This is a genomic window from Novosphingobium sp. TK46 (genome assembly GCF_055361525.1).
In genome coordinates this window covers 2,830,399-2,854,715 of sequence record NZ_CM143963.1, presented here as the reverse complement: position 1 = coordinate 2,854,715, position 24,317 = coordinate 2,830,399, and the positions used below count along the sequence as shown (strand labels likewise).

24 protein-coding genes and 1 tRNA gene are annotated in these 24,317 nt (G+C 63.2%); 13 read left to right on the top strand and 12 right to left on the bottom strand.

All coding sequences use genetic code 11. From position 1 onward, the window contains the following. Positions 1–115: 115 nt before the first annotated feature. Entirely contained in the window at positions 116–919 is an 804-nt protein-coding gene (locus ACXJ1Z_RS13695) for a sugar phosphate isomerase/epimerase family protein (RefSeq protein ID WP_463777363.1), read from the top strand. On the opposite strand, the gene thiE is transcribed toward ACXJ1Z_RS13695, so the two are convergent. Further along, the gene (gene thiE, locus ACXJ1Z_RS13690) at positions 905–1,564 is read right to left on the bottom strand and encodes a thiamine phosphate synthase (protein WP_463777361.1); all 660 of its coding nucleotides are present in this window, start codon (positions 1,562–1,564) and stop codon (positions 905–907) included. The genes ACXJ1Z_RS13695 and thiE overlap by 15 nt on opposite strands. Positions 1,565–1,642: 78 nt before the next feature. Between thiE and ACXJ1Z_RS13685 the strand changes: the two genes are divergently transcribed. Beyond that, positions 1,643–2,050: a hypothetical protein gene (locus tag ACXJ1Z_RS13685; protein ID WP_463777359.1), complete on the top strand. Its 408-nt coding sequence runs from the start codon at positions 1,643–1,645 to the stop codon at positions 2,048–2,050. A 107-nt stretch (positions 2,051–2,157) separates the two neighbouring features. Here ACXJ1Z_RS13685 and tsf read toward each other — a convergent pair whose 3' ends face one another. Then, positions 2,158–3,096 (bottom strand): translation elongation factor Ts, encoded by a 939-nt coding sequence (tsf, locus tag ACXJ1Z_RS13680; RefSeq protein WP_463777358.1) that lies wholly within the window; start codon positions 3,094–3,096, stop codon positions 2,158–2,160. Positions 3,097–3,186: 90 nt separating this feature from the next. After that, positions 3,187–3,960: a 30S ribosomal protein S2 gene (gene rpsB, locus ACXJ1Z_RS13675; RefSeq protein ID WP_463777356.1), complete on the bottom strand. Its 774-nt coding sequence runs from the start codon at positions 3,958–3,960 to the stop codon at positions 3,187–3,189. A 370-nt stretch (positions 3,961–4,330) separates the two neighbouring features. Between rpsB and ACXJ1Z_RS13670 the strand changes: the two genes are divergently transcribed. Further along, positions 4,331–4,609, top strand: coding sequence for a hypothetical protein (locus ACXJ1Z_RS13670; protein WP_463777355.1), 279 nt, complete (start codon positions 4,331–4,333; stop codon positions 4,607–4,609). Positions 4,610–5,034: 425 nt separating this feature from the next. Here ACXJ1Z_RS13670 and ACXJ1Z_RS13665 read toward each other — a convergent pair whose 3' ends face one another. From ACXJ1Z_RS13665 to ACXJ1Z_RS13655, 3 genes are all read right to left on the bottom strand, one after another. Continuing rightward, positions 5,035–5,853, bottom strand: coding sequence for a CDP-alcohol phosphatidyltransferase family protein (locus ACXJ1Z_RS13665; RefSeq protein WP_463777354.1), 819 nt, complete (start codon positions 5,851–5,853; stop codon positions 5,035–5,037). A gap of 43 nt (positions 5,854–5,896) precedes the next feature. After that, positions 5,897–6,646, bottom strand: coding sequence for a phosphatidylserine decarboxylase (locus ACXJ1Z_RS13660; protein ID WP_463781255.1), 750 nt, complete (start codon positions 6,644–6,646; stop codon positions 5,897–5,899). A gap of 85 nt (positions 6,647–6,731) precedes the next feature. Further along, positions 6,732–6,817 (bottom strand) — tRNA-Tyr (locus ACXJ1Z_RS13655). A 157-nt stretch (positions 6,818–6,974) separates the two neighbouring features. Between ACXJ1Z_RS13655 and ACXJ1Z_RS13650 the strand changes: the two genes are divergently transcribed. The 3 genes from ACXJ1Z_RS13650 (at position 6,975) to ACXJ1Z_RS13640 (ending at position 10,735) form a co-directional block, all read left to right on the top strand. After that, positions 6,975–7,787 (top strand): TrmH family RNA methyltransferase, encoded by an 813-nt coding sequence (locus ACXJ1Z_RS13650; RefSeq protein WP_463777352.1) that lies wholly within the window; start codon positions 6,975–6,977, stop codon positions 7,785–7,787. A 473-nt stretch (positions 7,788–8,260) separates the two neighbouring features. Beyond that, positions 8,261–10,018, top strand: a complete 1,758-nt coding sequence (locus ACXJ1Z_RS13645) for a right-handed parallel beta-helix repeat-containing protein (RefSeq protein ID WP_463777350.1) — start codon at positions 8,261–8,263, stop codon at positions 10,016–10,018. A 138-nt stretch (positions 10,019–10,156) separates the two neighbouring features. Then, entirely contained in the window at positions 10,157–10,735 is a 579-nt protein-coding gene (locus ACXJ1Z_RS13640) for a response regulator transcription factor (protein WP_463777349.1), read from the top strand. Between the two features lie 131 nt (positions 10,736–10,866). Here ACXJ1Z_RS13640 and secA read toward each other — a convergent pair whose 3' ends face one another. From secA to ACXJ1Z_RS13620, 4 genes are all read right to left on the bottom strand, one after another. Then, entirely contained in the window at positions 10,867–13,605 is a 2,739-nt protein-coding gene (secA, locus tag ACXJ1Z_RS13635; protein ID WP_463777347.1) for a preprotein translocase subunit SecA, read from the bottom strand. 101 nt (positions 13,606–13,706) lie between these two features. Then, a complete protein-coding gene (locus ACXJ1Z_RS13630) occupies positions 13,707–14,027 on the bottom strand; it encodes a hypothetical protein (protein WP_463777346.1) in 321 nt (106 codons plus the stop codon). A 49-nt stretch (positions 14,028–14,076) separates the two neighbouring features. Then, entirely contained in the window at positions 14,077–14,274 is a 198-nt protein-coding gene (locus tag ACXJ1Z_RS13625; RefSeq protein ID WP_463777345.1) for a hypothetical protein, read from the bottom strand. A gap of 336 nt (positions 14,275–14,610) precedes the next feature. After that, a complete protein-coding gene (locus ACXJ1Z_RS13620) occupies positions 14,611–16,224 on the bottom strand; it encodes a phosphoenolpyruvate carboxykinase (RefSeq protein WP_463777343.1) in 1,614 nt (537 codons plus the stop codon). Between the two features lie 221 nt (positions 16,225–16,445). Here ACXJ1Z_RS13620 and ACXJ1Z_RS13615 point away from each other — a divergent pair, with 221 nt between their 5' ends. From ACXJ1Z_RS13615 to ACXJ1Z_RS13585, 7 genes are all read left to right on the top strand, one after another. After that, positions 16,446–17,204 (top strand): response regulator transcription factor, encoded by a 759-nt coding sequence (locus tag ACXJ1Z_RS13615; RefSeq protein WP_463777342.1) that lies wholly within the window; start codon positions 16,446–16,448, stop codon positions 17,202–17,204. Further along, positions 17,197–18,783, top strand: coding sequence for a sensor histidine kinase (locus ACXJ1Z_RS13610; RefSeq protein ID WP_463777340.1), 1,587 nt, complete (start codon positions 17,197–17,199; stop codon positions 18,781–18,783). Before ACXJ1Z_RS13615 ends, ACXJ1Z_RS13610 begins: the two co-directional genes overlap by 8 nt. After that, positions 18,780–19,199: an HPr kinase/phosphorylase gene (locus ACXJ1Z_RS13605; RefSeq protein WP_463777339.1), complete on the top strand. Its 420-nt coding sequence runs from the start codon at positions 18,780–18,782 to the stop codon at positions 19,197–19,199. Before ACXJ1Z_RS13610 ends, ACXJ1Z_RS13605 begins: the two co-directional genes overlap by 4 nt. A gap of 99 nt (positions 19,200–19,298) precedes the next feature. Beyond that, positions 19,299–20,225 (top strand): RNase adapter RapZ, encoded by a 927-nt coding sequence (gene rapZ, locus ACXJ1Z_RS13600; protein WP_463777337.1) that lies wholly within the window; start codon positions 19,299–19,301, stop codon positions 20,223–20,225. Positions 20,226–20,276: 51 nt separating this feature from the next. Then, a complete protein-coding gene (locus ACXJ1Z_RS13595; protein ID WP_463777336.1) occupies positions 20,277–20,681 on the top strand; it encodes a PTS sugar transporter subunit IIA in 405 nt (134 codons plus the stop codon). Further along, on the top strand, positions 20,678–20,956 hold the full coding sequence (locus tag ACXJ1Z_RS13590; RefSeq protein ID WP_463777335.1) for an HPr family phosphocarrier protein: 279 nt from the start codon (positions 20,678–20,680) through the stop codon (positions 20,954–20,956). The genes ACXJ1Z_RS13595 and ACXJ1Z_RS13590 overlap by 4 nt, the downstream gene beginning before the upstream one ends. Continuing rightward, entirely contained in the window at positions 20,937–21,755 is an 819-nt protein-coding gene (locus tag ACXJ1Z_RS13585; RefSeq protein ID WP_463777334.1) for a TrmH family RNA methyltransferase, read from the top strand. The genes ACXJ1Z_RS13590 and ACXJ1Z_RS13585 overlap by 20 nt, the downstream gene beginning before the upstream one ends. A 248-nt stretch (positions 21,756–22,003) precedes the next feature. Here the strand turns inward: ACXJ1Z_RS13585 and ACXJ1Z_RS13580 are convergent, their stop codons facing one another. Further along, positions 22,004–23,614 carry a DNA recombination protein RmuC gene (locus tag ACXJ1Z_RS13580; RefSeq protein WP_463777332.1) on the bottom strand — a complete coding sequence of 537 codons (1,611 nt, stop codon included), beginning with the start codon at positions 23,612–23,614 and terminating at the stop codon, positions 22,004–22,006. A gap of 69 nt (positions 23,615–23,683) precedes the next feature. Further along, positions 23,684–24,253 (bottom strand): peptide deformylase, encoded by a 570-nt coding sequence (locus ACXJ1Z_RS13575; RefSeq protein WP_463777331.1) that lies wholly within the window; start codon positions 24,251–24,253, stop codon positions 23,684–23,686. Positions 24,254–24,317 lie beyond the last annotated feature (64 nt).

Genomic DNA, 24,317 nt, shown 5'->3' with positions numbered 1-24,317 from the left:
AATTCGCTCCGCAATTTTGCTTTGCCCATGTCGGACGGGATCAGGTTCACGCCTGGTCCGCCGATCGCGGCAAAAGCGTCGAAGCCATTCCTGAAGCCCGCGAGAAACCATAACCATGACCCGACCCCTTGTGCTTGAATTCATCAGCGCTCTCGGCATGCCTCCCGACGAGATGATGGGCCTGGCGGCAGATCTCGGTCTGTCGCACGTCGGGTTGGCGACCCGACCGATCACGCTGAACGACGCTGCCTATCAGCCGTGGAACCTGCTTGAAGACGATGCCCTGCTACGGCGAACCCGGGCGGCGATGGCGCAGCATGAGGTGCGGATCGCGATCGGCGAGGGCTTCTTGATCCGTCCCGATCTGCCGATCCAGAATCATCGTCCCGGCCTGGAGTTGATGGCCGAACTTGGCGTTGGTCTCGTCAACGCGGTCAATCTTGGCGGCAGCAATGACACGGCGGTCGAAGCTTTCGCGAACTTCGCGGCGCTGGCGCGCGAGCACGGTCTGCGTGCCACGGTAGAGTTCCTGCCGATGCTGGCGCCCGCCGATCTCGGCGAAGCGCTGACGTTCGCGCAGCGAGCGGGCGCCGAGATCCTCATCGATGCGATGCACTTCTTCCGTTCAGGCGGAGACGTCAGCGAATTGCGCGATGCCGATCTATCGCGCATCGGCCATATCCAGCTTTGCGATGTGCCGATGCCGCCAGTGCTCGACGACTATGGCAAAGAGGCTTCGCAGGACCGGTTGCCGATCGGAGAAGGCGATCTCCCGCTGGCCGACTTGCTCGCCGCGCTCCCCCGCGACGTGATGGTCGGGCTGGAACTGCCGATGCTGAGCAAAGCCGGTGCCACGCCTGACATGCGCGGCCTTCTGGCCCCCAGCGTCGCGGCGTGTCGCCAGCTACTGAACGGCTAGGTCGCCGCGCGCCGCAGCGATCGCACGTTCGAACGCCTGCACTGCGGCAACCTCGTTCCCGTTCCAGACGGCCCCACTGACAGCGAGGAAGTCGGCGCCGGCCCTGACAAGAGGAGCGCAATTTTCAGGCGTGATGCCACCGATGGCGACGCAGGGCAGTTCGAATACCGCCTGCCACCATTCGAGCACATCGACGCTGGCGTGGTGCTTCACGTCTTTCGTTGTCGTAGGATAGAACGCCCCGAACGCCACATAATCGGCGCCTTGCTCGCCCGCGACCATCGCCATGTCGCGGCTGTCGTGGCAGGTTACGCCGATCTGGGCATCCTTGCCCAGTTCGCTGCGGGCATCGGCCGGGTCGCCGTCGTCCTGACCCAGATGAACCCCATCCGCGCCCAGCCGCTTGGCGAGGCTGATCGAATCGTTGACGATGAACGTCACGTCCCGCTCCGCACAGATCGCCTGCAATGGCTGGGCCAGACGGGCCGCCTCATGCTGATCGACATCCTTCACCCGGAACTGAAACGCCGCCACCTTTCCTGCATCCAGTGCGCGCGCCAGCCGCTCAGGGAAGTCACCCCCGACTTCCAATGGAGAGATCAGATAGAGCAAACACTCGGGCGGCGGGTCATCCTTGTCGAACATGGTCGCGCTCTAGCCGCAAGCAAGCGCCACGCCAAGCATTCGGCGCGCATTCAGCAAAGGTGGCATTAAAGCGTGAGGATGAGACCGATCGCCATCTACCTGCTGCTGCCTGCCTCGCTGATGGCGTGTGCGCCGGCACCACACCATGCGCTGAAGCCGCCGCCGGTGGCGGACCGCAACGATACGCTGGAATGGGGAACACTCGGCAAGACCATCGGGGTCGGAGGGCCAAAGGTAACGCCCCTCACCCTCCTGGAAGACAGTCGCTGCCCTGCTGGTGTCAGATGCGTATGGGCCGGGCGTGTCCGACTATCCGTCCGGGTCGATCTTGGCCGAGGCAGCATGATAAAAGAACTCACCCTGGGCGAGCCTATCCGGGTTGCCGATGGCACGCTCGAACTGGCTGACGTGCAGCCCGGCAAAAGCAGCGAGGGTCCAGCCAAGTCGGAATACCGTTTTGGTTTTCGCTTCATGGGCGGACTATGATGCCAACTTGACGTCCACATTGCCAGGCCACCTGCCGCCAAACGAAACGGGCCGGGAAGCTTGCGCTACCCGGCCCGGTGTCATCGGTTCAAAGACCGAAGCTATAATCAGCTTTGGAGTGCGGCGACCTCTGCAGCGAAATCGCTGACCTGCTTCTCGATGCCTTCGCCCAGCTGGAAGCGCACGAAGTCCTTGAGGACGATCTTCACGCCAGCTTCCTTGCCGGCCTGATCGACGACCTGCTGGATCGGCGTCTTGTTGTCCATCACGAACACCTGGCTGAGCAGTGCGTTCTCCTTGGCGTACTTTGCGGCGGCACCGTCGGCGCGCTTGGCAAGGATATCGTCAGGGATGGTCTTGCCGCTCTTGCTGGCGTCCTCGACAGCCTTCTCCAGCGCGATCTTGCGCTCGCGCGAAAGCACCTCGGGATCGAGATCATCGGCGGACAGCGCCTGCGGGAATGCAGCGGCGATGTGCATCGCGATCTGCTTGCCCAGCGGCTCGAGCACGGCAGCGGCCGCTTCGCTTTCGAGCGCGACGAGAACGCCGATCTTGCCGAGGTTAGGCGCAGCAGCGTTGTGCATGTAAGGTACGACGAGGCCGTTGGCGACCTCTACCGTCTTGATGCGGCGGATCTGCTGGTTCTCACCGATGGTCGCGACATTGTTGGTCAGCGCGTCGGCAACGGTGGTGCCGCCGGGGAACGCCGCGCCCTTGAGCGCTTCGACGTCATCGCCCGACACGTTCAACGCCGCTTCGGTCGCCTTGCGCACGAAGTCCTGGAACTGCTCGTTCTTGGCAACGAAATCCGTCTCGGAGTTGACCTCGACGGCAACGCCCTTGGTGCCGGCAACGGCGACGCCGACCAGACCCTCGGCTGCGGTGCGGCTGGACTTCTTGGCGGCCGCAGCCAGGCCCTTGGAGCGCAGCGCGTCGACTGCGGCTTCGAAGTTGCCGTCCGTCTCGGTCAGCGCCTTCTTGCAATCCATCATGCCGGCGCCAGTGCGCTCGCGCAGGTTCTTCACGTCAGCGGCGGTGTAAGCCATCGCTCAATTCCTCTTGCTTGAATGGACAGGCGCGCCGGGCCCTGTGGACCCGGCGCGCGACATTTCGATGACGAAGTGTCAGACCGGGCGTCAGGCCGCGGTGGTTGCTTCCGGAGCAGCTGCTTCCTCGGCGATCGGCTCGTCCATCGAACCGATGTCGAAGCCCGAGTCGACCACGCCTTCGCGGTGACCCTTCGTCGCGGCCTGGGCCACGGCTTCGCAGTACAGGCGCACGGCGCGGCTGGCGTCGTCGTTGCCCGGGATCGGGAACGCGATGCCCTGTGGGTTAACGTTAGTATCGAGCACCGCGACGACCGGGATGCCAAGTACGTTGGCTTCCTTGATCGCCAGGTCTTCCTTGCTGGCGTCGATCACGAACATCACGTCCGGGATACCGCCCATGTCGCGGATGCCGCCGAGCGACAGCTCGAGCTTGTCACGCTCACGGGTGAGCTGCAGGACTTCCTTCTTGGTCAGACCGGTAGTGTCGCCCGAAAGCTGCTCTTCCAGCGTCTTGAGACGCTTGATCGAGCCCGAGATCGTACGCCAGTTGGTGAGCATGCCACCCAGCCAGCGGTGGTTGACAAAGTGCTGGCCGCATGCGCGCGCCGCCTGAGCGATAGGCTCCTGCGCCTGACGCTTGGTGCCGACGAACAGGACCTTGCCGCCGGCCTGGACGGTCGACGACACGAAGTCGAGCGCACGCGCCATCAGCGGAACGGTCTGCGACAGGTCGATGATGTGGATGCCGTTGCGGGCGCCGAAGATGTACGGCTTCATCCGCGGATTCCAGCGGTGGGTCTGGTGGCCGAAGTGAGCGCCGGCCTCGATCAATTGCTGCATGGAGACGACAGGAGCCGCCATAGGTATTTCCTTTCCGGTTGTGCCTCTGGAAAGCTGGGACCGTGCGGCCGACCCGAAGGTCATTCCCCGCTGCGGCACCGGTATGAGCGCTTCCCATGTGGATTCGCCGCCTCCCAACCCTGAAATGAGCTGTGATGCTTCGGCGCGGTCGCCCTAGTCGCTTGATGTGCTAAAATCCAGCACAATTCGCCGTCGACTAGCCTCAACTTGCCTCAAAATGGAAGATTACGAGGGGCATGCAGGAACCAAATGTGGTTAATCCTTATTAGACTCTCGGTAAGCTGTTGATCGGACTGAAAAACTGTCTTGTCCATGATCAGCAGGCATATGCAAGGTTGTCGTGGACGCCGTTCCACCAGGAGTAAGACCGATGGAGACCGCTCTCCCCGCGCTTTTCGCATTCGCCGGTATCTCGTCCATCGGGGTAATCTGGCATTGTGTTCGTAGCAATCTCAGCGCGATCGCAAGCCTGCGGCACGCGATGTACGGTGCGGACAGCCATACCATGATCGTGGTGAACTACCTCGATAATGCATCGGCACTGGAACCGATCTCCTCGGTTCGACGGCCACGTCAGGTGCGTGTTCCGGCACCCAAACCGATCACCCATCGTCTTCATCAGTTCGGCAAAGTTTCGGGAGCAGCATGATCTGCGACTTTGCGATCAGTGGCCAGGTCCAGTGACACATGGTCGGACCGGGTAGCGATCGATGAGCGAGATGCTGCCTATCAAAAAATATTGACAACGGAACAAAAAGTGAACATAGCGGATGGTAGAACATCGATAGAACAACAACGCGTTATCCACAAGGTATCCACACGATACCCATAAGGTTCAACGCCATCCGGGATGGTCAGCCATGGTTGCAGTCAATTCATGCGTGTTCGCCTTGGCGGCTGTTGCTGCCCTAACTGCGATCATCCGTACGCTTCATGGATATGCGCCGGACATCCGGCATCTTCGCGCGCAGATGGCGCAACCAGATGCAGGCTTGATCATCGTCTGGAAGCTCCGGGAACTTGGAGCGAGCGCACGTGGTGGCGTGAACGTGGATGATCAGGTTACGGCTTGGCCTAAGGTAGCGCGTCAAATCCCGCATTGCTCGTGGCATGATGCGTCGACACCGAGCCTCGCCGCCTGATGCGATAATAGCGGGCGACGCCGTAGGGAAGCAGCAGGATATAGACCAAGGTGATGCCGACCAGTGTCATCCACGGTTCTGTCAGCAGTGCCGCCATCAGGATACCGATCAACGCCAGAAGCCCCAGTCGCAATTGACGCGGTGGGCGTACACGAGACCAGCTGAGTGTCGGCAAATTCGAGATCATCAGGAATGCGATCAGAAGCATCCAGATGCTGACAGCAAGGGGATTGGCAAACTCGCTTATGCCGGTCGCCAGCCAGAAGTAGATCGGCAGAAATGCCAGTCCTGCACCCAGTGGTGCGGGAACGCCCGTGAGGAAGCCAGCCTGTTTGTGAGGCTGTTCAAGGGTGTCGAGGCGAGCGTTGAACCTTGCGAGCCTCAACACGCAGCAGATCGCAAAGCCCAGGGAAGCGATCCAGCCAAAACTCGGAAGCTCGCGCAGGGACCATAGATAGACGATCAGCGCCGGTGCTACGCCAAACGAGATCGAATCGGCCAGGCTGTCGAGTTCCGCACCGAAGCGTGATTGCGCTTTGAGCATCCGCGCAGCGCGCCCATCGATACCATCGAGCACGCCGGCCAGGATGACCGCCTGCACTGACTTTTCGAAGTCGCCGGCGATGGCGAAGCGGATACCCGTAAGACCCGCGCACAATGCGGCGGCGGTTATCGAGTTCGGGACAAGCGCCCGCAAGCTGAGGCTGCGTGCGAGGCGTAGTTCGGCCGGGCTCTTGTCCGTAGCACTCATGCCGTCTGGCTGCCGATCACGGTGCGAGGATACCCAAATCCATTCACTGCGCGACGCCCTCGATCAAACGTGCCTCGTTCAACTCGGCAAGCACCGTTTCACCGGCAATGACCTTCTGGCCCAATAGCACGCGCGGTTCGGTTCCATGCGGCAGATACACGTCGACGCGACTGCCGAATCGAATCAAGCCGATGCGCTGGCCGCCGGCGATCGTATCACCGGGCTTGATGAACGGCACGATGCGGCGCGCAACCAGTCCGGCGATCTGGGTGAAGCACAAGGTCACGCCGTCGGCCCGTTCGATCATTACGTGCTGACGCTCGTTCTCCTCGCTCGCCTTGTCTAGATCCGCATTCACGAACTTTCCCGGAATGTAGATCACCCGACGTACGATGCCGCCAATCGGCGCCCGATTGATGTGCACGTCGAACACGCTCATGAAAACGGATACGCGCGTGACCGGCTCGGCGCTCAACGGACGGCTGCCGCTGCCATCATCCATCGTCAGCTCACGGGGCGGCGGCACTTTCTGGATAAGAGTTACCAAGCCATCCGCCGGTGAGACGATGCAGCGGTCGTCCTGCGGGACGATGCGGGTCGGATCGCGAAAGAACGCCAGCACGCAAACCGTGAGGATAGCGAGCGGCCAGGCCACCCACGACCAACCGAGGATAATCGTAAGCAGGCATACCGCCGCCACGATGGCGCCGAATTTACGGCCTTCGGGATGAATTGGCGGCCAGCACCATGACGCGTCGCCGCGCCCCTGATTGTCAAGAATTTGTCCGGGCATGCCGTCCACTTAGGCGCTGCAACCGTTGACCGCAATGACGAGTCGTATTTGCAGTCGAGGAGCTGAGGCTCGGGTTTGAGAAGAATGGTGGACAGGGCTGGATTCGAACCAGCGTACGCTTGCACGGGCAGATTTACAGTCTGCTGCCTTTAACCACTCGGCCACCTGTCCACACCGTCTTTCCGCGGGTGGCGGGTTACCCCGCCGAACGACGTCCAAAGGGCGCCGCGCTGCCGAGAGTTGGCGCACATGGCGAAGGGAGCCTTGCCTGTCAATGGGGTCACTGGCAGGGAGCAGCCGACAAACGAAGTTCACAAGGACGACACGAATGGCCAAGGCCGCTGAAAAGAGCACGGATCGCCGCGCCATGCGCGGTCGCGCGGGTCGCATGAACAATGGCCGCGGGTCGGGACGCACCTCGCCCGGGGTCGTTCGCATCTGGGGGCGCCATGCGGTCGAAGCGGCGTTGCTCAATCCCGAACGCAAGCACCGCAAGCTTTGGGCGACGCGCGAAGGCGTGGAATCGCTGAGCGGCGAGTTGCCTGCCGACTTTCCCGTCGAGTGGGCACAAGCCGCCGACCTCGCCCGTCTGGTGGCGCGCGATGCGCCGCATCAGGGGCTCGTGCTGGAATGCGAGGCGCTCGAAGACGTCTACCTGGGCGATATCCTCGAAGGCGATGCCGACCGCCCGATCCTGGTGCTCGATCAAGTTACCGACCCGCACAACGTCGGCGCGCTGATGCGCACGGCAGCGGCGTTCAACGCGATCGCCGTCGTGACCCAGGATCGTCACGCCCCGGTCGAATCGGGCACCTTGGCGAAGTCGGCGTCGGGCGCGCTCGAACTCGTGCCATGGGTTCGCGTGGTCAATCTGGCGCGCGCGCTCGAGGAGATCGCCGAAGCGGGATATTGGCGAATCGGTCTGGCTGGCGAAGCGGAGATGACGCTAGCCGAGGCACTGCCCTCCGGCCCGGTCGCGCTGGTCCTCGGGGCGGAGGGCGACGGAATGCGGCACAATATCGCGCAACATTGCGATGCACTGGCCCGATTGCCGATCAGCGCGGCGATGGAGAGCCTGAACGTCAGCAATGCCGGCGCCGTGGCGCTTTATGCAGTGGCTTCGCGTTTGCAGACGGAGTGACATACGGCACCGGGTATGATCGGGACGGTCGTGCCCGCGTTACGCGACGGTGCAAGGGCAACTCGCATCGTCGTGATTAGACGACCGGCGCGAGCCGGCGCGTTTCGACGCACGCGACTTTTCTGACGTTCGACGATTAACGATCAGGTGCGATTCGCGGCTGATCGTTCGTCCTGACGCTCCTCCTCGCGCAGCCAAGAACGGCTGAAACGCGAACTTTTGTACTGCCCCTCGCCGGCAAAACCTGCGCAAGATGGTTAACCGCTTCATCCGACCGCCTTGTTTTACCGTATCCGGCGGCTCGCGCTCCCTTAGCCACATGCACGGCATAAGCGGCTCACGCCAGCAGCAGACCGCCGCGGCGAACCATCATTCTCGCAAGCACCAAGACGCAGGCGAACTGCGCTCGGTCGAACCATGCTGCGAGCACATTGCGGGGCGCGACCATGAAATATGCTGTAAAGTCCAAATCGATGATCTTGCTGTTGCCCCTTATCGCCGCCTGCTCGGGTGGGGACGGTGAAACGACCGCCGCCGCCCCGCAATTGGACACGCCGGTCGCCACACAAGGTGTCGCCCAACCCGCCACGGCCGTGAAACCGCTCAGCGATTTCGATGTCTGGAGCAAGCGGATGATGGCGGACCGGTTGAGCCCGGTCATCGCCGGGATCGGCGACTTGTCGCAAGCGTGGATCGGCGCGGATAACCGCGCTGCCAATCTCGTGGTGCGGGCACCACGCACCCTGGGCAAGCTGACCGTCACCGTGACCGCGCCGGCCGCAGGAGCCGATGCGACGCCGGTCCTGCAGGCGGCGGTCACCCAGTTGCGCAAGGCCGGTGGCGGCATCCTCAAGGTCACGCCCGGCGAGTACCGGTTCAGGACCACCAACACCGATCAACCCAGCGCCGCCCACCTGCTGCTCAGCAAGCTTGTCGATGTCGATATCCAGGCCAGCGGCGCCAGCTTCGTTTTCGAGAACAATGTCGACGGGATCTTCATCCAGGATTCGCAGCGCGTGCGTATCGTCGGCGCGAAGATGCGCGACAGTCGGGTGCTTTCGGGCACCGGTCGCATGCGCACCGTCGACGGCGTCCTGCGGCTCGAACTCGATCAGCCACTCCCGGCCGGGGTGACGATCAACTGGGTGCAGCCGATGAACGAAGGCCCCAACCGCAGCTGGCCGCAGATCCAGTCCCGCGCGATCATAGCGCCAACGGCCGCACAGCCAGTCCGCGTCGATGATCGCACCTTCACCTCGCCCCTGTTCCGCGCTTTGAAGGACGGTCAGTACGTTGCGGTAAAGTTTACGTATTATGGAGCACGCGCGGTTTATATCCGCGACAGCTATTCGGGGATGAACGAGGATATCATCCTGGATGGTATCCGCATCGGATCGATCGGTGGAATCGGCGTGCTGGTGAAGACGCGCGGTCGGGGCATCGCCATCCAGAACTCGACGATCGCCGCGGATGCCGGGCGGCCATACAGCACCAACTTCGACGGTATCCATGTCGTCGCGGCCGGCGGTGACGTGCTGATCCGCGGGAACGCCATCTCGCATACAGGCGACGATCAGATCAACTTGCGCTCGATCATCCACAAGGCAACGCCGACCGGAACCAACGGCGCCACTCTGACGAACGACGCACGGCTGATCCGCGTCGGTGACGAAGTGGCCTTCTTCAACAAGGAGGGTGAGTATCTGTCGCGCCGGACGGTAAACGCCGCCCCCCCGGTGGGTAACAGCGACATCGTGACGTTCGGCTTTGCTCCAGGAGAGCCGTTCAACGAAGCGGCCTATGCACGCGTCGTCAACCTCACCCCACGCCGCTTCGCGATCGTCAACAACACGATGGCCGACAGCGGTGGCCGAGGGATGCTGATCCAGACCGCCAACGGCATCATCCAGGGCAACGTGATCAGGGGACTGCCTCGCACCGCCATTCGACTGCTGACCAGCTTCGACCCCTGGCTTGAAGGCGCGGGTGCGATCAACGTGCGTATTACCGGAAATTCGTTCGATAGCGGCGGCGGCGAACTGGGCTTCAGCTACGTCACCGGGATCATAACCGCGCTGGGTGAAGTCGTATCCACCAAGATCCCGACCAATATGCAGAATGGTCCGATCAAGATCGACAACAACAAGTTCACGGCGCCGCGTGCAGCTTGCATAGCGATCTACAACACAGCCGGGTATGTGCAGGAAAACAACGATTGCCAGGGTAAGTGACCAAGGTGCGCCGGCTGCCTGACGTGGCCGGCGCCATCGCGATATCGCTGCGGCGAATTCCCGGTCAACATGATCGTATATCATGATCTTCACAGTGCAGGTGAAGTTCACTAACGTATCCGAATGTCACCACGCGTCATGATTGAAAACAGCCCGATCGCGGCTGTCGTCAGCAACCCCAACCTTCCAGACAATCCGATCATCGAATGCAACCAACCGTTTCTTGACCTTACGGGGTACTCGCGTGACGAAGTGATCGGCAATAACTGCAGGTTCCTGCGCGGACCCGAGACGGAACCCTGGCTGATCGACAAGATGCGCGACGCCATTCGCGAACGCAAACCCGTGCTCGTCGAGGTCGTGAATTACCGCAAGGATGGCACTCCCTTCCGCAACGCCGTCATGATCGTCCCGCTGTTCGACGAGAGCGGCGAGCTACAATACTTCCTGGGATCGCAGGTCGAGCTGGGTCATGACGGTAGCGCGAATGGCGCGATCGACTGCCTTTCATCGTCCAAGGGCAAGGTCGACGTACTGACATCACGCCAGCGCGAGATCCTGATCCAGATGGCGGAAGGCAAGCTGAACAAGCAGATCGCCTTCGACCTTGGCCTGAGCGAGCGTACGGTGAAGATGCATCGGGCGGCGCTGTTCCGCGCGCTGGGCGTGAAAACCAGCGCCGATGCCATCCGCATCGCCGTCGAGGCTGGCCACTGACTCCAGGCTGATCGCTTCTCGGTGAAGCAGTCAGCCTTTCGTTGAATGGAAAGCAACCGATCGCTCGCCAAAGCGCTGCGACCGGCTTCCCCCTTGCCTATCTTACCGCCACGTTCGCCCCTGTGATCCGTTCAAGCCAGGGCACCGTGGCAATGCTTGTACTTGTTGCCCGAACCGCAAGGGCAAGGCGCATTGCGGCTGATCTGCAGATCGGCATACGGATTCTCACCTGCGTTCGATCGATCCAGCGCGACTTGCGGGCTTCCCGCCAACGCACCGAACAGCGCCGCCTGCGAAGCTGATCCATCGCCATCCGCAGAGTCGTCGAACCCGGTAAAGGGATCGATGTGGCCGGTTAGAAAGTCCGGCAGTTCAGGCAAATCGACCGTCTCGGGCATCCGCAGTTCGCTGACGGACAGGATGCGGGTCACATCCTCGCGAATCGTTTCCAGCATACGCTCGAACAGGCCGAACGCTTCGGTCTTGTACTCGTTGATCGGCGTCTTCTGCGCATAGGCGCGCAGGAACACGACCTGGCGCAGCGCATCGAGCGTGGCGAGATGCTCTTTCCAGAAATGATCGAGGCGATCGAGCAGGATGCTCTTTTCGACTTGACGCCAGATCGATGGATCATCGACCGCCATCTTGGTCGCCATGTGCGCATCGGCGGCCGCTGCGACGCGTTCCTCGACCACCTCGGGATCGATGCCGTCCTCCTCGATCCATGCCTCGACCGGGATCTCGATCCCGAGGACATCGCGCGAACGCTCCTTCAACTGGTCGATATTCCAGTTCTCGGGGTACGAATTGGGCGGGCAGGCATCCGCGACGATCGCGTTGACGGTGTCCTGGCGCATCTCGACAACGACATCATCGACCGTTTCCGCGTCCATGATGTCGGAGCGCTGCTCGTAGATGACCTTGCGCTGGTCGTTCATCACATCGTCGTACTCGACGACCTGCTTACGCACTTCGTAGTTGCGCGCCTCGACCTTCTTCTGCGCGGTCTCGATCGCCTTCGACAGCCACTTGGAACCGATCGCCTCGCCATCGGCCAGGTTGCTGTTCATCATCTTGGAGAACAGCGTGTCGGGTCCGAAAATACGCAGCAGGTCATCTTCGAGGCAGAGGTAGAACTTCGACAGGCCGGGATCGCCCTGGCGGCCCGAACGACCGCGCAGCTGGTTGTCGATACGGCGGCTTTCGTGGCGCTCGGTGCCGATAACGCACAGGCCGCCCGCGGCGAGGACCAGCGCTTTTTGTTCAGCGACCTCGGCCTTGATTCTGGCGATTGCCTCGTCGCGCTCCGGCCCCTCGGGCATGTCGCGCAGCTCGTCCTCGATGCGGAACTCGACGTTGCCGCCCAGCTGAATGTCGGTGCCGCGACCCGCCATGTTGGTGGCGATGGTGACCGCGCGCAACTGCCCGGCCTGCGCGACGATGTGCGCTTCCATCTCGTGGAAACGGGCGTTGAGGACGTTGTGCTGCACGCCTTCCTTGGTCAGGAATTCGGAAAGGAGCTCGGACTTCTCGATCGACACGGTGCCGACCAGCACCGGCTGGCCACCCTCGTAACGTTCGCGGATCAGCTTCGCGATCGCGGCGAATTTATCGAGGGTGTTCTTGTAGAACTCGTCCTCTTCGTCGACGCGGATCACCGGCACGTTGGTGGGGATGGTCACCACGTTGATCTTGTAGATATCGTAGAATTCGGCCGCCTCGGTCGCGGCGGTGCCGGTCATGCCCGACAGCTTCGGGTACATGCGGAAGTAGTTCTGGAAGGTGATCGAGGCCATCGTCTGGTTCTCGGGCTCGATATCGACGCCCTCCTTGGCCTCGACCGCCTGGTGCAGGCCGTTGGACCAACGCCGCCCGTCCATCATGCGGCCGGTGAACTCGTCGATGATGACGATCTTGCCGTCCTTCTCGATGTAGTCGATGTCGCGCTTGAACATCACGACGGCCTTCAGCGCCTGGTCGAGGTGGTGCACGACTTGCGTGTTCTCGACATCGTAGAGGTTCGATCCGACCAGCAGGCCAGCCGCCTCGAGGATGCGTTCGGCCTTTTCGACACCATCCTCGGTCAGGACGACGCTCTTGCCCTTCTCGTCGGCATCGTAGTCCTCGGGAACCAGCTGCTTCACCACCGCGTCGACCTGAAGGTACAGCTCGGACTTGTCGTCGGTCGGCCCCGAGATGATCAGCGGCGTGCGCGCCTCGTCGATCAGGATCGAGTCCACCTCGTCGACGATCGCGTAGTTGAAGGCACGCTGCACCATCTGGCTGCGCTCATGCTTCATGTTGTCGCGCAGGTAGTCGAAGCCGAACTCGTTGTTGGTGCCGTAGGTGATGTCGGCGGCGTAGGCCTCGCGGCGCTCGTACTCGTTGAGATTGGGCACGATCACGCCGACCGTCAGGCCGAGGAAGGTGTAGAGCTGCCCCATCTGCTCGGCATCGCGCCGCGCCAGGTAGTCGTTCACGGTGACGACATGGACGCCTTTGCCTTCCAGCGCGTTGAGATACGTCGCCAGCGTCGCGACCAGGGTCTTGCCCTCGCCCGTGCGCATCTCGGCGATTTCGCCGCGATGCAGGACGATGCCGCCGATCATCTGCACGTCGAAGTGCCGCATCTTGAACACGCGTCGCGCCGCCTCGCGGACGGTGGCGAATGCCTCGGGCAGCAGGTCGTCGAGGGTGGTGCCCGCCGAGAGCTGCTGGCGGAACGTCTGCGTCTGCGCCGCGAGTTCGTCATCGCTCATCGCTTCGAGCGACGGCTCGAACGACGCGATCTGCCGGACAGTCTTGTCGAGCGATTTGATGTAGCGCTCGTTGGACGAGCCGAAGATGGACTTGACGATGGCCCCAAGCATGGCGGGATTCCTGTATTTATCGGTAAGCGCGCGATCACGCGCGGGATGCGTCCGTCATAGAGGCGGGCGGCGAGAACAATGTCGATGAGATGGGGGTTGCGCTACTCGCGCGCGCGATCAACCTGAATACGCACGCTTGGCGCATGGCCGGCGCTGACGGCAACGCCACTGATGGACGTCGCCACGCGTCGTGCCTGCCGCCTGCCCTGCTCGGGTAGTCGTGCCAGGCCGATCGGACCCGCCGGTGCACGAACGGCGATAGCTGTGGGCGCAATTGCCGCTGCCGTCTGCTCCGCACGGACACGCGCCTGCGCCGGCGCAATTTGCGCGGCGAGGCCCGTCAGCAACGCCAACAAGGTAAGGAACAGGCGGTTTGCCATCACGGTCGAGATAGTCGTGGTGCGGCCGTGTGTCCACCGCATGCGACGAGATCGGTCGAGACTGGCGCGATGGCTTCCCTGGATGCACTACTCAGCCGGGTGCACTCGCCGTCTTGAGCGACTCTCCGCCCTGCATCGGCCAGGTCCAGATCGCGACGTTCAGCACCATCACCACCGCAAGCCCGAGCATGAGCCACGCCTGGCGGCGCCGGCCGCGGCGCAACAGGACGTAGGCGCCAGCGAAAAGCGCGATGCTGGTAAGAACGAGAAGAGACAGGGCGATGTCCATCCAGCGCTTCTAGCGTGAGCGCGGGCCCGATGCGAGCCGGTGAATGCTTCGATTCGATGGTAATCGTTGGGCGCCAGGTTCCCCAAGAACCTGGCGCCCAAGGTAATGCTCGCGCCGGGGGCTGGGCTCGCGTGCGGGCCTAGCCAACCAGCGATCTGGCTGGTGATCGACGCCAAGGCCTGAAGCCGGGGCGAGGCAAGATACATGACCGTCGCGGGTCGCAGGGTGGCGCTTCGCTATATCGCTGCTGCCAGACGCACCTGACATGAAAAACCCCGCGGCACCGAGGCGCCGCGGGGTCGTCACTTCACTTGCGTGAAGTCGAAGCCGTATCGATCAAGCCGCGACCGGAGCTGCCTTGCGGACGCCCTCGTCGACATGCTCTTCGAACTGCTCGAAGTTCTCGATGAACTGCTTGACCAGGGTCTGCGCAGTCTTGTCGTACTCGGCCGGATCGGCCCAGGCGCCGCGTGGGTCGAGCAGCTTGCTGTCGACACCCGCGACTGCGACCGGAACCTCGAAGCCGAAGTTCGGATCTTCCTTGAACTCGGCATCGTTCAGGCTGCCATCGAGCGCGGCGTTGAGCAGCGCACGGGTCGCCTTGATCGGCATCCGCTTGATGCCTTCCATGGTGGCCTTGCCGCCCGACCAGCCGGTGTTGACCAACCAGCATTTCACCCCGCCCTTGGCGATCCGCTCCTTGAGCAGGTTGCCATAGATCGACGGGTGACGCGGCATGAACGGGGCGCCGAAGCAGGTCGAGAACGTCGCTTCCGGCTCGGTCACGCCGATCTCGGTGCCCGCGACGCGCGCGGTGTAGCCTGAGAGGAAGTGATACATCGCCTGATCGGGGGTGAGACGCGCGATGGGAGGCAACACGCCATAGGCGTCGGCGGTGAGGAAGATCAGGTTAGCGGGTACCGGACCGAGGTTCTTCTCCGAAGCGTTCGGGATGAAGTCGATCGGGTAGGAGCCGCGGCTGTTTTCGGCCAGCGAGTTGTCGTCGAGATCGATCTTCCGGGTCTCGGGATCGATCACGACGTTCTCCAGCACCGTGCCGAAGCGCTTGGTGACAGCATAGATCTCGGGCTCGGCCTCTTCCGACAGGCGGATCATCTTGGCGTAGCAGCCGCCTTCGAAGTTGAACACGGCGGTATCCGACCAGCCATGCTCGTCGTCACCGATCAGCGTGCGGCTGGCGTCGGCCGACAGCGTGGTCTTGCCGGTGCCCGACAGGCCGAAGAACACGGCGGTCTTGCCATCGTTGCCGATGTTGGCCGAGCAGTGCATCGGCATCACGCCCTTGACCGGGAGCAGGTAGTTGAGGATGCCGAAGACGCTCTTCTTCATCTCGCCGGCATAGGACGTGCCGCCGATCAGGATCAGCTTCTCGGAGAAGTTGACCGCGACGACCGTCTCGGTGCGGCTGCCATGACGCTCGGGATTGGCGCGGAAGCTGGGCAGGTCGATGATGGTGTATTCGGGTGCGAAGCTGGACAGTTCCTCAGCGCTGGGACGAACCAGCAGCGTGCGGATGAACAGGTTGTGCCACGCGAACTCGTTGATCACGCGCACTTTCACGCGATGCTCTGGCTGCGAGCCGCCGAACAGGTCGGCAACGTAGAGCTTGTCCTTGCTGCCCAGCGCCGCGAAGAAATCTTCCTTGAGGTTGGCGAAGTGCTCCGGCGTCATCGAGACGTTGGTCTTGCCCCACCACACGGTGTTCTCGGTTTCGGCATCGCGGACGATGAACTTGTCCTTGGCCGAGCGGCCGGTGTGCTTGCCGGTCTGGACGACGAACGGACCATCGGCCGCCAGCATGCCCTCACCGTTAGCGATCGCATGCTCGACCAGCGGCGCCGTGCCCAGGTTGGCAAAGATCGTCGCGTTCGTGGCAATGCCCTGACGGTCGAGAGGATAGCTGAGCGATGCGGTCAAGGTCGTCTCCATGATATTGACGCTCGAAAAGAAGAGCGCCCAAGGCAGCAAGTCTGCGCAAGAATCACGGAGTCCGATAATCGGCCCGCATCATCCCGTCAAATCGGCTGTATTGAGCGGAGAGCTAGCACATTCCTGCCATTTGCGCACCTACTTCCGCACGTTGCCAGCCCGGCGCAGAGCGTCTACCCATCGCGTTTGTCCAACCATCAATCGGCTTTGCTCCGAAAGCGATGATAACGCCGCCCCTCCCCGATGATACGCACAGCACCCAGCCGGCTCGGCAGAAGTGCGTCGCGCTGGTGGACGATGATCGCAATATCCTTACCGCGGTCTCGATCGGCCTCCAGGCAGAAGGCTTCGCCACGCGCGTCTACACCGATGGCGAGACCGCCCTCAAGGCGCTGCTCGACAACCCACCGGATCTTGCAATCTTCGACATCAAGATGCCACGAATGGACGGACTGCAATTGCTCCAGTCGCTGCGTGAGCATTCGGGGTTGCCGGTGATCTTCCTGACCTCGAAGGACGAGGAGCCGGACGAGGCTCTGGGACTGGCGCTCGGCGCGGACGACTACATCACCAAGCCCTTCAGCCAGCGCCTGCTGGTAGCGCGCATCCGTGCCATTTTGAGACGCAGCGACCTCGTTCGCAGCCAACCTGGCGACGGCGACGATGCCCCCGTCGGCGAATCGATCCTGCGCGGGCGGCTGCACCTCGATCCCCCGCGCCATCAGGTGACCTGGGACGGCATGGCCGTATCGCTGACGGTCACGGAGTTCCTTATCCTGGAGGCGCTCGCGGCGCGGCCCGGCGTGGTCAAGAGCCGCAACCAACTGATGGATGCGGCCTATAGCGAGGACGTATTCGTCGACGATCGCACGATCGACAGCCACATCAAACGCCTGCGCCGCAAGTTCCGCGCGGTCGATCCCCAGTTCGCCGCGATCGAAACGCTGTACGGCGCCGGCTATTCCTTCGCCGATGGCTGAGCCACGCCGCATCGGCTTTCCCGCCATGCCGGGCTGGCCACCACCAATCTCGCTGACTGCCCGTATCCTTGCGGTCAACATCATCGCCTTCATGCTGCTCGCCGGAAGCCTGTTCTACATCGACAGCTATCGCCGCGAGCTGTTCGCGGAGCGGTTCCGTCTGGCGCGAGTGGAATCGGAAATCACGGCGGCGGCACTGGCCGGGCGCAAACCGGCCGAACAGCGCAAGCTGATGATGCGCATCGGCACCATGCAGAAACTGCGACTGCGCCTCTACGACCGTGATGGCCAGCTTATCGCCGACAGTTTCGAATTGGCTCCGCCGTCGTTCGGTTTCACCGACCCCAATCGCGATCCGCCGTTGCAGAAGGCGGCGCGCATGCTGGATCGGGCGATGGACTTCGTATTGGGCGCACCACCCATCCCCCCCTATCGCGACCCCACTGTAAACCGGGGAGCGAGGGCCGACGCGGCCAGCTGGCCGGAGATCGGCGAAGCACTTGCCGGCAGCAGCACGATCGCGCGCCGTCGCGCCGCGCCCGACCGGACGCCGGTCATCACCGCCGCGACCCCCGTCGGCAACGCCGGCGAGGCATTGCTCGTGACCCGCAACGCTCGCGATATCACCGAATACGTTCGCGAGGCACGCCAGACGCTGGCGATCATCGTCGGCGCCGCGTTGACGATTTCGGTGCTGTTGTCCTTGTTCTTGGCCCGCACCATCGTCGATCCGCTTCGCACCCTGGTGCGTGCGGCGGTGAGAGTTCGGCTAGGTCGCGACCGCAAGGTGGTGGTTCCTCGCCTGCCCGATCGCCGCGACGAGATCGGCCTGCTCGCACGCGCCATTTCCGACATGACGACGGCGTTGCGCCAGCGCATCGACGCCGTCGAGAGCTTTGCCGCGGACGTGGCGCACGAGCTCAAGAACCCACTGGCGTCCCTGCGCAGTTCGGTCGAAACGCTCGAACGCGTCACCGATCCGGACTTGCGAAAGCAGCTCGTCGCGATCGCCAGCGACGACGTGCGCCGTCTGGACTTCCTCATCACCCAGATCGCGGATGCCAGCCGCATCGATGCCGAACTCAGCCGCACCACCTTCGAACCGGTCGACATGCTGCGCCTGGTCCTCGCGATCGTCGCCGAACGCGAGACGCGCGGCGCCAATGGCCGCTGCCATGTCGGCGTCTCGCGGGCCGGTGATGGTGGCGAGATGGTGGTTCCAGGCGATCCGGCACGTCTCGAACGCGTGCTGCACAATCTGCTCGACAACGCGGTCTCGTTTTCGGAACCCGGCGCGGCGATCGAGATCGAACTCGAGCGGATCGATGACAGAGTGATCGTAGCGGTGTCCGATCATGGCCCGGGCATTCCGGAAGAGGCGCGCGAAAAGGTGTTCGAACGATTCCATTCGCTCCGTCCGCCAGGCGAAGCGTTCGCGCGGCATAGCGGCTTGGGGCTGGCGATCGCGCGCACCGTTGTCGACGCGCACTTCGGGCGCTTGCTGGCCAGCCCGCGATCGGATCGGCAGCCAGGGGCCAAGCTCGAGATGACGCTGCCAGCCTGGCGTGACCGCGCATGACTCCGCACGTCGCCACCTGCGTCGGCATCGGCGGACGCGGCGTCCTGATCGAAGGTGCGCCGGGAACGGGCAAGTCCGCCTTGGCGCTGGCGCTGATCGACCGTGGCGCGATGCTGATCGGGGACGACGGCGTGATGCTCGCCCGGTTTCGGGATCGTCTGCTGGCGTACCCTCACCCGAATACGCGAGGCCTGCTTGAGGTACGCAACCTGGGCCTGCTGACGTTCCCGGTGGGCGAGATGGTCGAGGTCGCACTGCTCGTACGCCTCGATGTCGACGCCCCTCGCTTCATTGAGGCCGCCCAGCCGATCGAACGCGCGGGGCTGGACATACCGGCGGTCGCGATATGGCCAAGCCCGGAGCCGCCGTTCCTGAAGGTCGAGCAGGCGCTTCGTATATATGGAACCTCTTCCTGAACTTTGCCCGGCTTTGGCACGCCAGCGGATACATCCGGGCCTTTTCTTTCGGTGTAGAGCGGCGCAAAGCAGTATCAGATGCAGGACGATGTCTCTTCCATGCCACCATCCGCGACCCAACATGCGGTGCAGCGGCTCATGCTCGTCACCGGGATGCTGGGCGCGGGCAAGACGACGGCGCTACGCTCGCTTGAGGACCTGGGGTGGGAGATCGTCGACAACTTTCCGATCCGCTTGCTGGACCGGCTGATCGACACGCCGCACACCGCAGTGGGGCTTAGCGGCTCGATCGCGATCGGCTTCGATTCAAGAACGCGCGGCTTCGATCCCCAAGGCATCATCCGCAAGGTCCAGGAACTGGGCAGCCGCCCCGATCTTGAAGTCACCACCCTATTCCTCGATTGCTCGAGCAGCGAACTGGAACGCCGCTACAACGAAACACGGCGGCGCCATCCGCTGGCGTCGGATACCCCCGTGTCGAATGGCATCCGGGCCGAGCGCGAGTTGTTGGGATCGCTGCGGCGCTGGGCCGATATCCTTATCGATACCACCGACTACACCAGCAACGACCTGCAGCGCGCCATGCGCGAGCGGTTCGGCGGCGTGGACGAGCACGAGTTGACGATCACCGTTTCCAGCTTCGGGTTCTCGCGCGGGATGCCGCCCGTGGCCGATCTGGTGTTCGACATGCGTTTCCTCGACAACCCGCACTGGGATCCGGTGCTGCGCCCGCTTACCGGCGAGGATGCAGCCGTGGGCGAGCACATCCGCCAGGATCCTGCCTACACCGAGGCCTTCACGCGCATCCGCGACCTGCTGCTGCTGTTGCTGCCGCGCTACAGGGCACAAGGAAAAGCATACGTACACATCGCATTCGGCTGCACCGGAGGCCGACATCGGTCAGTGTTCACCTCGCGTGAGGTTGCAGCGGCCTTGCGTGAACACGGATTCTCACCCACATTGCTGCATCGCAACCTGGGCGCGCGTGCCGCCGATCTTCTGGAAGGAAGTCCGCGGCGTGAATGACCATAAGACAACCCAGGTGCATTCGCAGCATTTTCGGAGCGCACGTCTCACATGATCGGCATGATCCTCGTCACCCATGGTGATCTCGCCGTCGAGTTCGTCAAGGCGATGGAACATGTCGTCGGCGCCCAGGGCAACGTCGCCACGATCTGCATAGGCCCCAGCGACGACATGGAACTGCGTCGGCGCGAGATCGCCGATGCCATACGCGACGTGGACGCGGGCGAAGGCGTCGTGATCTTGACCGACCTGTTCGGTGGCACGCCTTCGAACCTGGCGATCTCGCTGATGGAAGCGGGCAAGGTCGAGGTCATCGCCGGGATCAACCTGCCGATGCTGATCCGCCTCGCCAAGGCGCGGCGCTGCATGTCGGTGCGTCAGGCGGCCTCGGCCGCGCGCGATGCCGGGCGCAACTACATCACGATCGCATCGGAGTATCTGGGGCAGGACGCATGATCGGTTGCCGTGAAAGCATCGTGATCGTCAACCAGCGCGGCCTGCACGCGCGCGCGAGCGCCAAGTTCGTGAACATGGTGAGCGACCTTCCGCCCACATGTGCCGTCACCGTCAGCAAGGACGGCACCGAGGCGGCGGGCGGTTCGATCCTGGGCCTGATGATGCTGGGCGCCGCGAAGGGTGACACAATCGAGATCGTGGTTTCGGGCGACAATGCCGAAGACGTGCTCGAACAGCTTGCGACGCTCGTCAAGGATGGCTTCGGCGAGGATTGATCGCGTGCGCCGCACGATTACCGGCTTCTCCAATCCGACGGTCAAGTTCCTGCGCTCTCTGCGCGAGAAGAAGCACCGGCGGCTGGAGCGCAAGTTCCTGGCCGAAGGCCTGCGCCTGCTGACCGATGCGCGGGAGAGCCGCATCCTGCCCGAAATGCTGGTGATGGCGACCGGTCGCCCAGCCCATCCTTTGCTCGCCGAACTGGAAGCCGCGGTCATCGCCAACGGTGGCGAAGTGATCGAGATGGACGAGGCCATTCTCGCCAAGGTGACCGGCAAGGACAATCCGCAGGCCGTCGCCGGTATCTTTGCCGAGTTCGACACTGGCCTTGCCCGAATCGACCGTGCTGCCGCTCCAATCTGGCTGGTGGCGCAGGCGCTTCGCGATCCCGGCAACTTGGGCACGATGTTGCGCACAGGCGACGCGGTCGGTGCGGGCGGGTTGATCCTGATCGACGATTGCGCCGATCCCTTCTCCGTCGAAGCCGTCCGTGCGAGCATGGGTGCGATCTTCACCCAGCGCCTGGCGACGGCGCGGTGGGACGAGTTCCTGCCTTGGCTGCGCAGCGGCGCCGGACAGCTTGTCGCAGCCTCATTACGCGAACCAACCGACTATCGCGCTGCAGCCTATGAGGCCCCGTGCTTCCTACTGGTAGGCAACGAATCGCAAGGGTTGCCCGAGGCTTACGAGGCGGAGTGCGACTTACGCGTCACCATTCCGATGCTTGGGCGGGCCGACAGTCTCAACGCGGCGGTCGCCGGTGCTGTTCTGGCATACGAAGCCTTGGCGCGAATTTAGCTTCAACAGGTTTGACGCCGAAGCGCGGAACCGGAGCAGGAAAAAGCGTGTACGCGCACAGAGGCGCAGAAAAAGAGGCGGACATGCCGAGCCTCCAGAAGCTTTCGAAACCATCTCCATCGACGCGAAGCGATTTACGGTGGCGGCTTCGCGGTGGGCGGGCGCTACGCCGACAAGATTTCTTTCCCGCGCCTGTGCCTCCGCGAGAACCTTCTTCTCCGTGACTATGCGGCCACGTCTGAGCCGATCTACTCCGCCGCCTCGATGCGATCGTCGTTGTCCGGCGGAACCAGAGCTTCAGTTCCGTAACGTGGCATGGACTCGATCATCGGCACCGCGTCGATCTCGTTCTTGCCAATCTCGATATGCTTGTCGCGAAGGCGTCGTCCGGACGAGAGCACATTGCGCTCGAAGCTGCCGACGAACTTGTTGTAGTTGCTGACCGCCGACTCCAGCCCCGCGCCGACACGCTTCATGTGATTGGCCGCGACGGCGAGCCGATCGTAGAGCTCCCCGCCCATGCGGCCGATCTCGCGCGCTTCCTTGGCCAAGCCATCCTGCCGCCAGACCTGCGCCACGGTGCGGGCGATCGCCACCAGGTTGGTCGGTGTCGCCAACAGCACCTTGTTGCGGAAGGCGAAATCCCACAGCTCGGGATCGTGATCGAGCGCGGCGGCAACGAAGTGTTCGCCCGGAACGAACATCACCACGTAGTCGGGCGCATCCTCGAACTGGCTCTGGTAGCTCTTGGCACCCAGCGTCTGGACATGATTGCGCATCGAGCGCGCGTGCAGGTCGAGGTGACGCTTGCGCTCGCCATCGTCATTGGCCTCGAACGCGGCTTGGTAGGCGTTGAGCGAGACCTTGGCGTCGATCACCAGCTGCTTGTTGCCGGGAATGCGGACGATGGCGTCCGGGCGTAGCCGGCCCTCGTCGGTGTTCATCGAGTGTTCGAGGTTGAAGTCGGTATGCTCGGACAGGCCACACTGCTCCAGCACGTTCTGCAATGCGCGCTCGCCCCAACGCCCCCGCGCCTTAGGCGCGTTGGTGAGCGAGTTGCCCAGCCGTGCCGCTTCTGCGCGAACCTGCTCCTGGCCTTCGCGCATCGACTGGATCAAGCCGGCAAGCTGCCCGAACGAGTCAACGCGTTTGGATTCCAGCGCGGTGACCTGCTCCTCGTAGGACTTCAGACGCGCGTTCACTGGAGCCAGCAGCGTCGACAACCGCTCGGCACTGGCCTTCTCGCTTTCCTCGAACCGCGCCCCGGCGCGATTGAGGAACGCCGCTTGCGCATCGGCCAGCACCTTGGCGCCGGCATTCTCGAACTCCTTGCGCAGCACACCCTGCGCTTCCATCAGCAACCGCTTCTGCTCGTCGAAGTTGGCGGTCTTCTCGCGCAAGGCCGCCAGTTCGGTGGACAGACGGCGCTGTTCGGCGACGTGACCGCCGACCATCTTGGCATGCTCCGCATGAAGCATGTCGTGCTTGGCGGCATGATCGGTCCGGACACTGTCGAGCAAGGCGGTCAGCTCGGACCGAGTCGCGACCAGCGCGTGCCCATGCTCCACCCGCAACCGCTCGAGCGTCGCCGCGTGCTCGCCATGCGTGCGCTCCAGCGTAACACCATGCTCGCGCCGCGCCTGCTCCAACGCCTCGGCCAAGGCATCGCTGCGGCTCGCGCGTTCGCTCGCCGTAGCCAGTTCGGTGATCGCGCGCCGGAACTTCTCGTCAAGCTCGCGCGCCTCGGCGTCACGCGCGGCGTGGCGCTCACGCCACTCTGCTGCAGGGCGCGAGCCGAAGAACCAGCCTGCGAACAGCCCCAAGGCCAAGGCGACGATGATGAACGCGGCGACTTCCATCCACCGTGCGTATCAGGAACGAATAGAGAACGTCAACCCATCGCGCAAATCATCCACAGCGCGCATTGTTCACGCCGCCTTGCGCAGCTTCTCCAGCCTCTTGATCGCCATCTGGCGCTTGAGGCGGCTGAGGCGGTCGATGAAGAGAATGCCTTCGAGGTGGTCCATCTCGTGCTGCAGGCAGATCGCCATCATGCCATCGAGCGGCTCTTCGTGGACGGTGCCGTCCAGGTCCTGCCAGCGCGCGCGAATGCGGGCGGGGCGTTCCACGTCGGCGTAGATCTCGGGGACCGAGAGGCAGCCCTCGTTGTAGACGATGAACTCGTCCGACGGATCGAGTATCTCGGGGTTGATGAACACCCGCGGCTCGTGCTTGGTCGGCTGATGCGTGTGATGGTGATCGCCGTGCGAGGTGCAGACTTCGGGCTCGGCATCGGGATCGTCGGGCTGCAGATCGATGACCAGCACGCGCAAGGGAACGCCCACCTGGATCGCGGCGAGGCCGATGCCCGGCCCGTCGTACATCGTCTCGAACATGTCGGCGACGAGCGTCTTGAGCTCGTCGTCGAACGTCTCGACGGGTTTGGAGACCTGCTTCAAGCGCTGGTCGGGGATCTCGATGATTTCGCGAATGGCCATACGTTCCAGATAAATGCCCGAGCGCGGTTTCGCAACATGGCAGCCTCGCAGAAAAGGCGATCGC

Excerpts from the sequence above, each read along its gene's own strand:
- ACXJ1Z_RS13585 (WP_463777334.1), top strand. The coding sequence starts at position 20,937 with ATGGCTTCGGCGAGGATTGATCGCGTGCGCCGCACGATTACCGGCTTC.
- ACXJ1Z_RS13590 (WP_463777335.1), top strand. The coding sequence starts at position 20,678 with ATGATCGGTTGCCGTGAAAGCATCGTGATCGTCAACCAGCGCGGCCTG.
- ACXJ1Z_RS13695 (WP_463777363.1), top strand. The coding sequence starts at position 116 with ATGACCCGACCCCTTGTGCTTGAATTCATCAGCGCTCTCGGCATGCCT.
- ACXJ1Z_RS13660 (WP_463781255.1), bottom strand. The coding sequence starts at position 6,646 with ATGCCCGGACAAATTCTTGACAATCAGGGGCGCGGCGACGCGTCATGG.
- ACXJ1Z_RS13650 (WP_463777352.1), top strand. The coding sequence starts at position 6,975 with ATGGCCAAGGCCGCTGAAAAGAGCACGGATCGCCGCGCCATGCGCGGT.
- ACXJ1Z_RS13605 (WP_463777339.1), top strand. The coding sequence starts at position 18,780 with ATGACTCCGCACGTCGCCACCTGCGTCGGCATCGGCGGACGCGGCGTC.
- rapZ (WP_463777337.1), top strand. The coding sequence starts at position 19,299 with ATGCCACCATCCGCGACCCAACATGCGGTGCAGCGGCTCATGCTCGTC.
- ACXJ1Z_RS13665 (WP_463777354.1), bottom strand. The coding sequence starts at position 5,853 with ATGAGTGCTACGGACAAGAGCCCGGCCGAACTACGCCTCGCACGCAGC.
- ACXJ1Z_RS13615 (WP_463777342.1), top strand. The coding sequence starts at position 16,446 with ATGATAACGCCGCCCCTCCCCGATGATACGCACAGCACCCAGCCGGCT.
- ACXJ1Z_RS13685 (WP_463777359.1), top strand. The coding sequence starts at position 1,643 with ATGAGACCGATCGCCATCTACCTGCTGCTGCCTGCCTCGCTGATGGCG.
- thiE (WP_463777361.1), bottom strand. The coding sequence starts at position 1,564 with ATGTTCGACAAGGATGACCCGCCGCCCGAGTGTTTGCTCTATCTGATC.
- ACXJ1Z_RS13575 (WP_463777331.1), bottom strand. The coding sequence starts at position 24,253 with ATGGCCATTCGCGAAATCATCGAGATCCCCGACCAGCGCTTGAAGCAG.
- secA (WP_463777347.1), bottom strand. The coding sequence starts at position 13,605 with ATGCTTGGGGCCATCGTCAAGTCCATCTTCGGCTCGTCCAACGAGCGC.
- ACXJ1Z_RS13610 (WP_463777340.1), top strand. The coding sequence starts at position 17,197 with ATGGCTGAGCCACGCCGCATCGGCTTTCCCGCCATGCCGGGCTGGCCA.
- tsf (WP_463777358.1), bottom strand. The coding sequence starts at position 3,096 with ATGGCTTACACCGCCGCTGACGTGAAGAACCTGCGCGAGCGCACTGGC.
- ACXJ1Z_RS13640 (WP_463777349.1), top strand. The coding sequence starts at position 10,157 with ATGATTGAAAACAGCCCGATCGCGGCTGTCGTCAGCAACCCCAACCTT.
- ACXJ1Z_RS13595 (WP_463777336.1), top strand. The coding sequence starts at position 20,277 with ATGATCGGCATGATCCTCGTCACCCATGGTGATCTCGCCGTCGAGTTC.
- ACXJ1Z_RS13645 (WP_463777350.1), top strand. The coding sequence starts at position 8,261 with ATGATCTTGCTGTTGCCCCTTATCGCCGCCTGCTCGGGTGGGGACGGT.
- ACXJ1Z_RS13580 (WP_463777332.1), bottom strand. The coding sequence starts at position 23,614 with ATGGAAGTCGCCGCGTTCATCATCGTCGCCTTGGCCTTGGGGCTGTTC.
- ACXJ1Z_RS13620 (WP_463777343.1), bottom strand. The coding sequence starts at position 16,224 with ATGGAGACGACCTTGACCGCATCGCTCAGCTATCCTCTCGACCGTCAG.
- ACXJ1Z_RS13670 (WP_463777355.1), top strand. The coding sequence starts at position 4,331 with ATGGAGACCGCTCTCCCCGCGCTTTTCGCATTCGCCGGTATCTCGTCC.
- rpsB (WP_463777356.1), bottom strand. The coding sequence starts at position 3,960 with ATGGCGGCTCCTGTCGTCTCCATGCAGCAATTGATCGAGGCCGGCGCT.
- ACXJ1Z_RS13630 (WP_463777346.1), bottom strand. The coding sequence starts at position 14,027 with ATGCGGTGGACACACGGCCGCACCACGACTATCTCGACCGTGATGGCA.
- ACXJ1Z_RS13625 (WP_463777345.1), bottom strand. The coding sequence starts at position 14,274 with ATGGACATCGCCCTGTCTCTTCTCGTTCTTACCAGCATCGCGCTTTTC.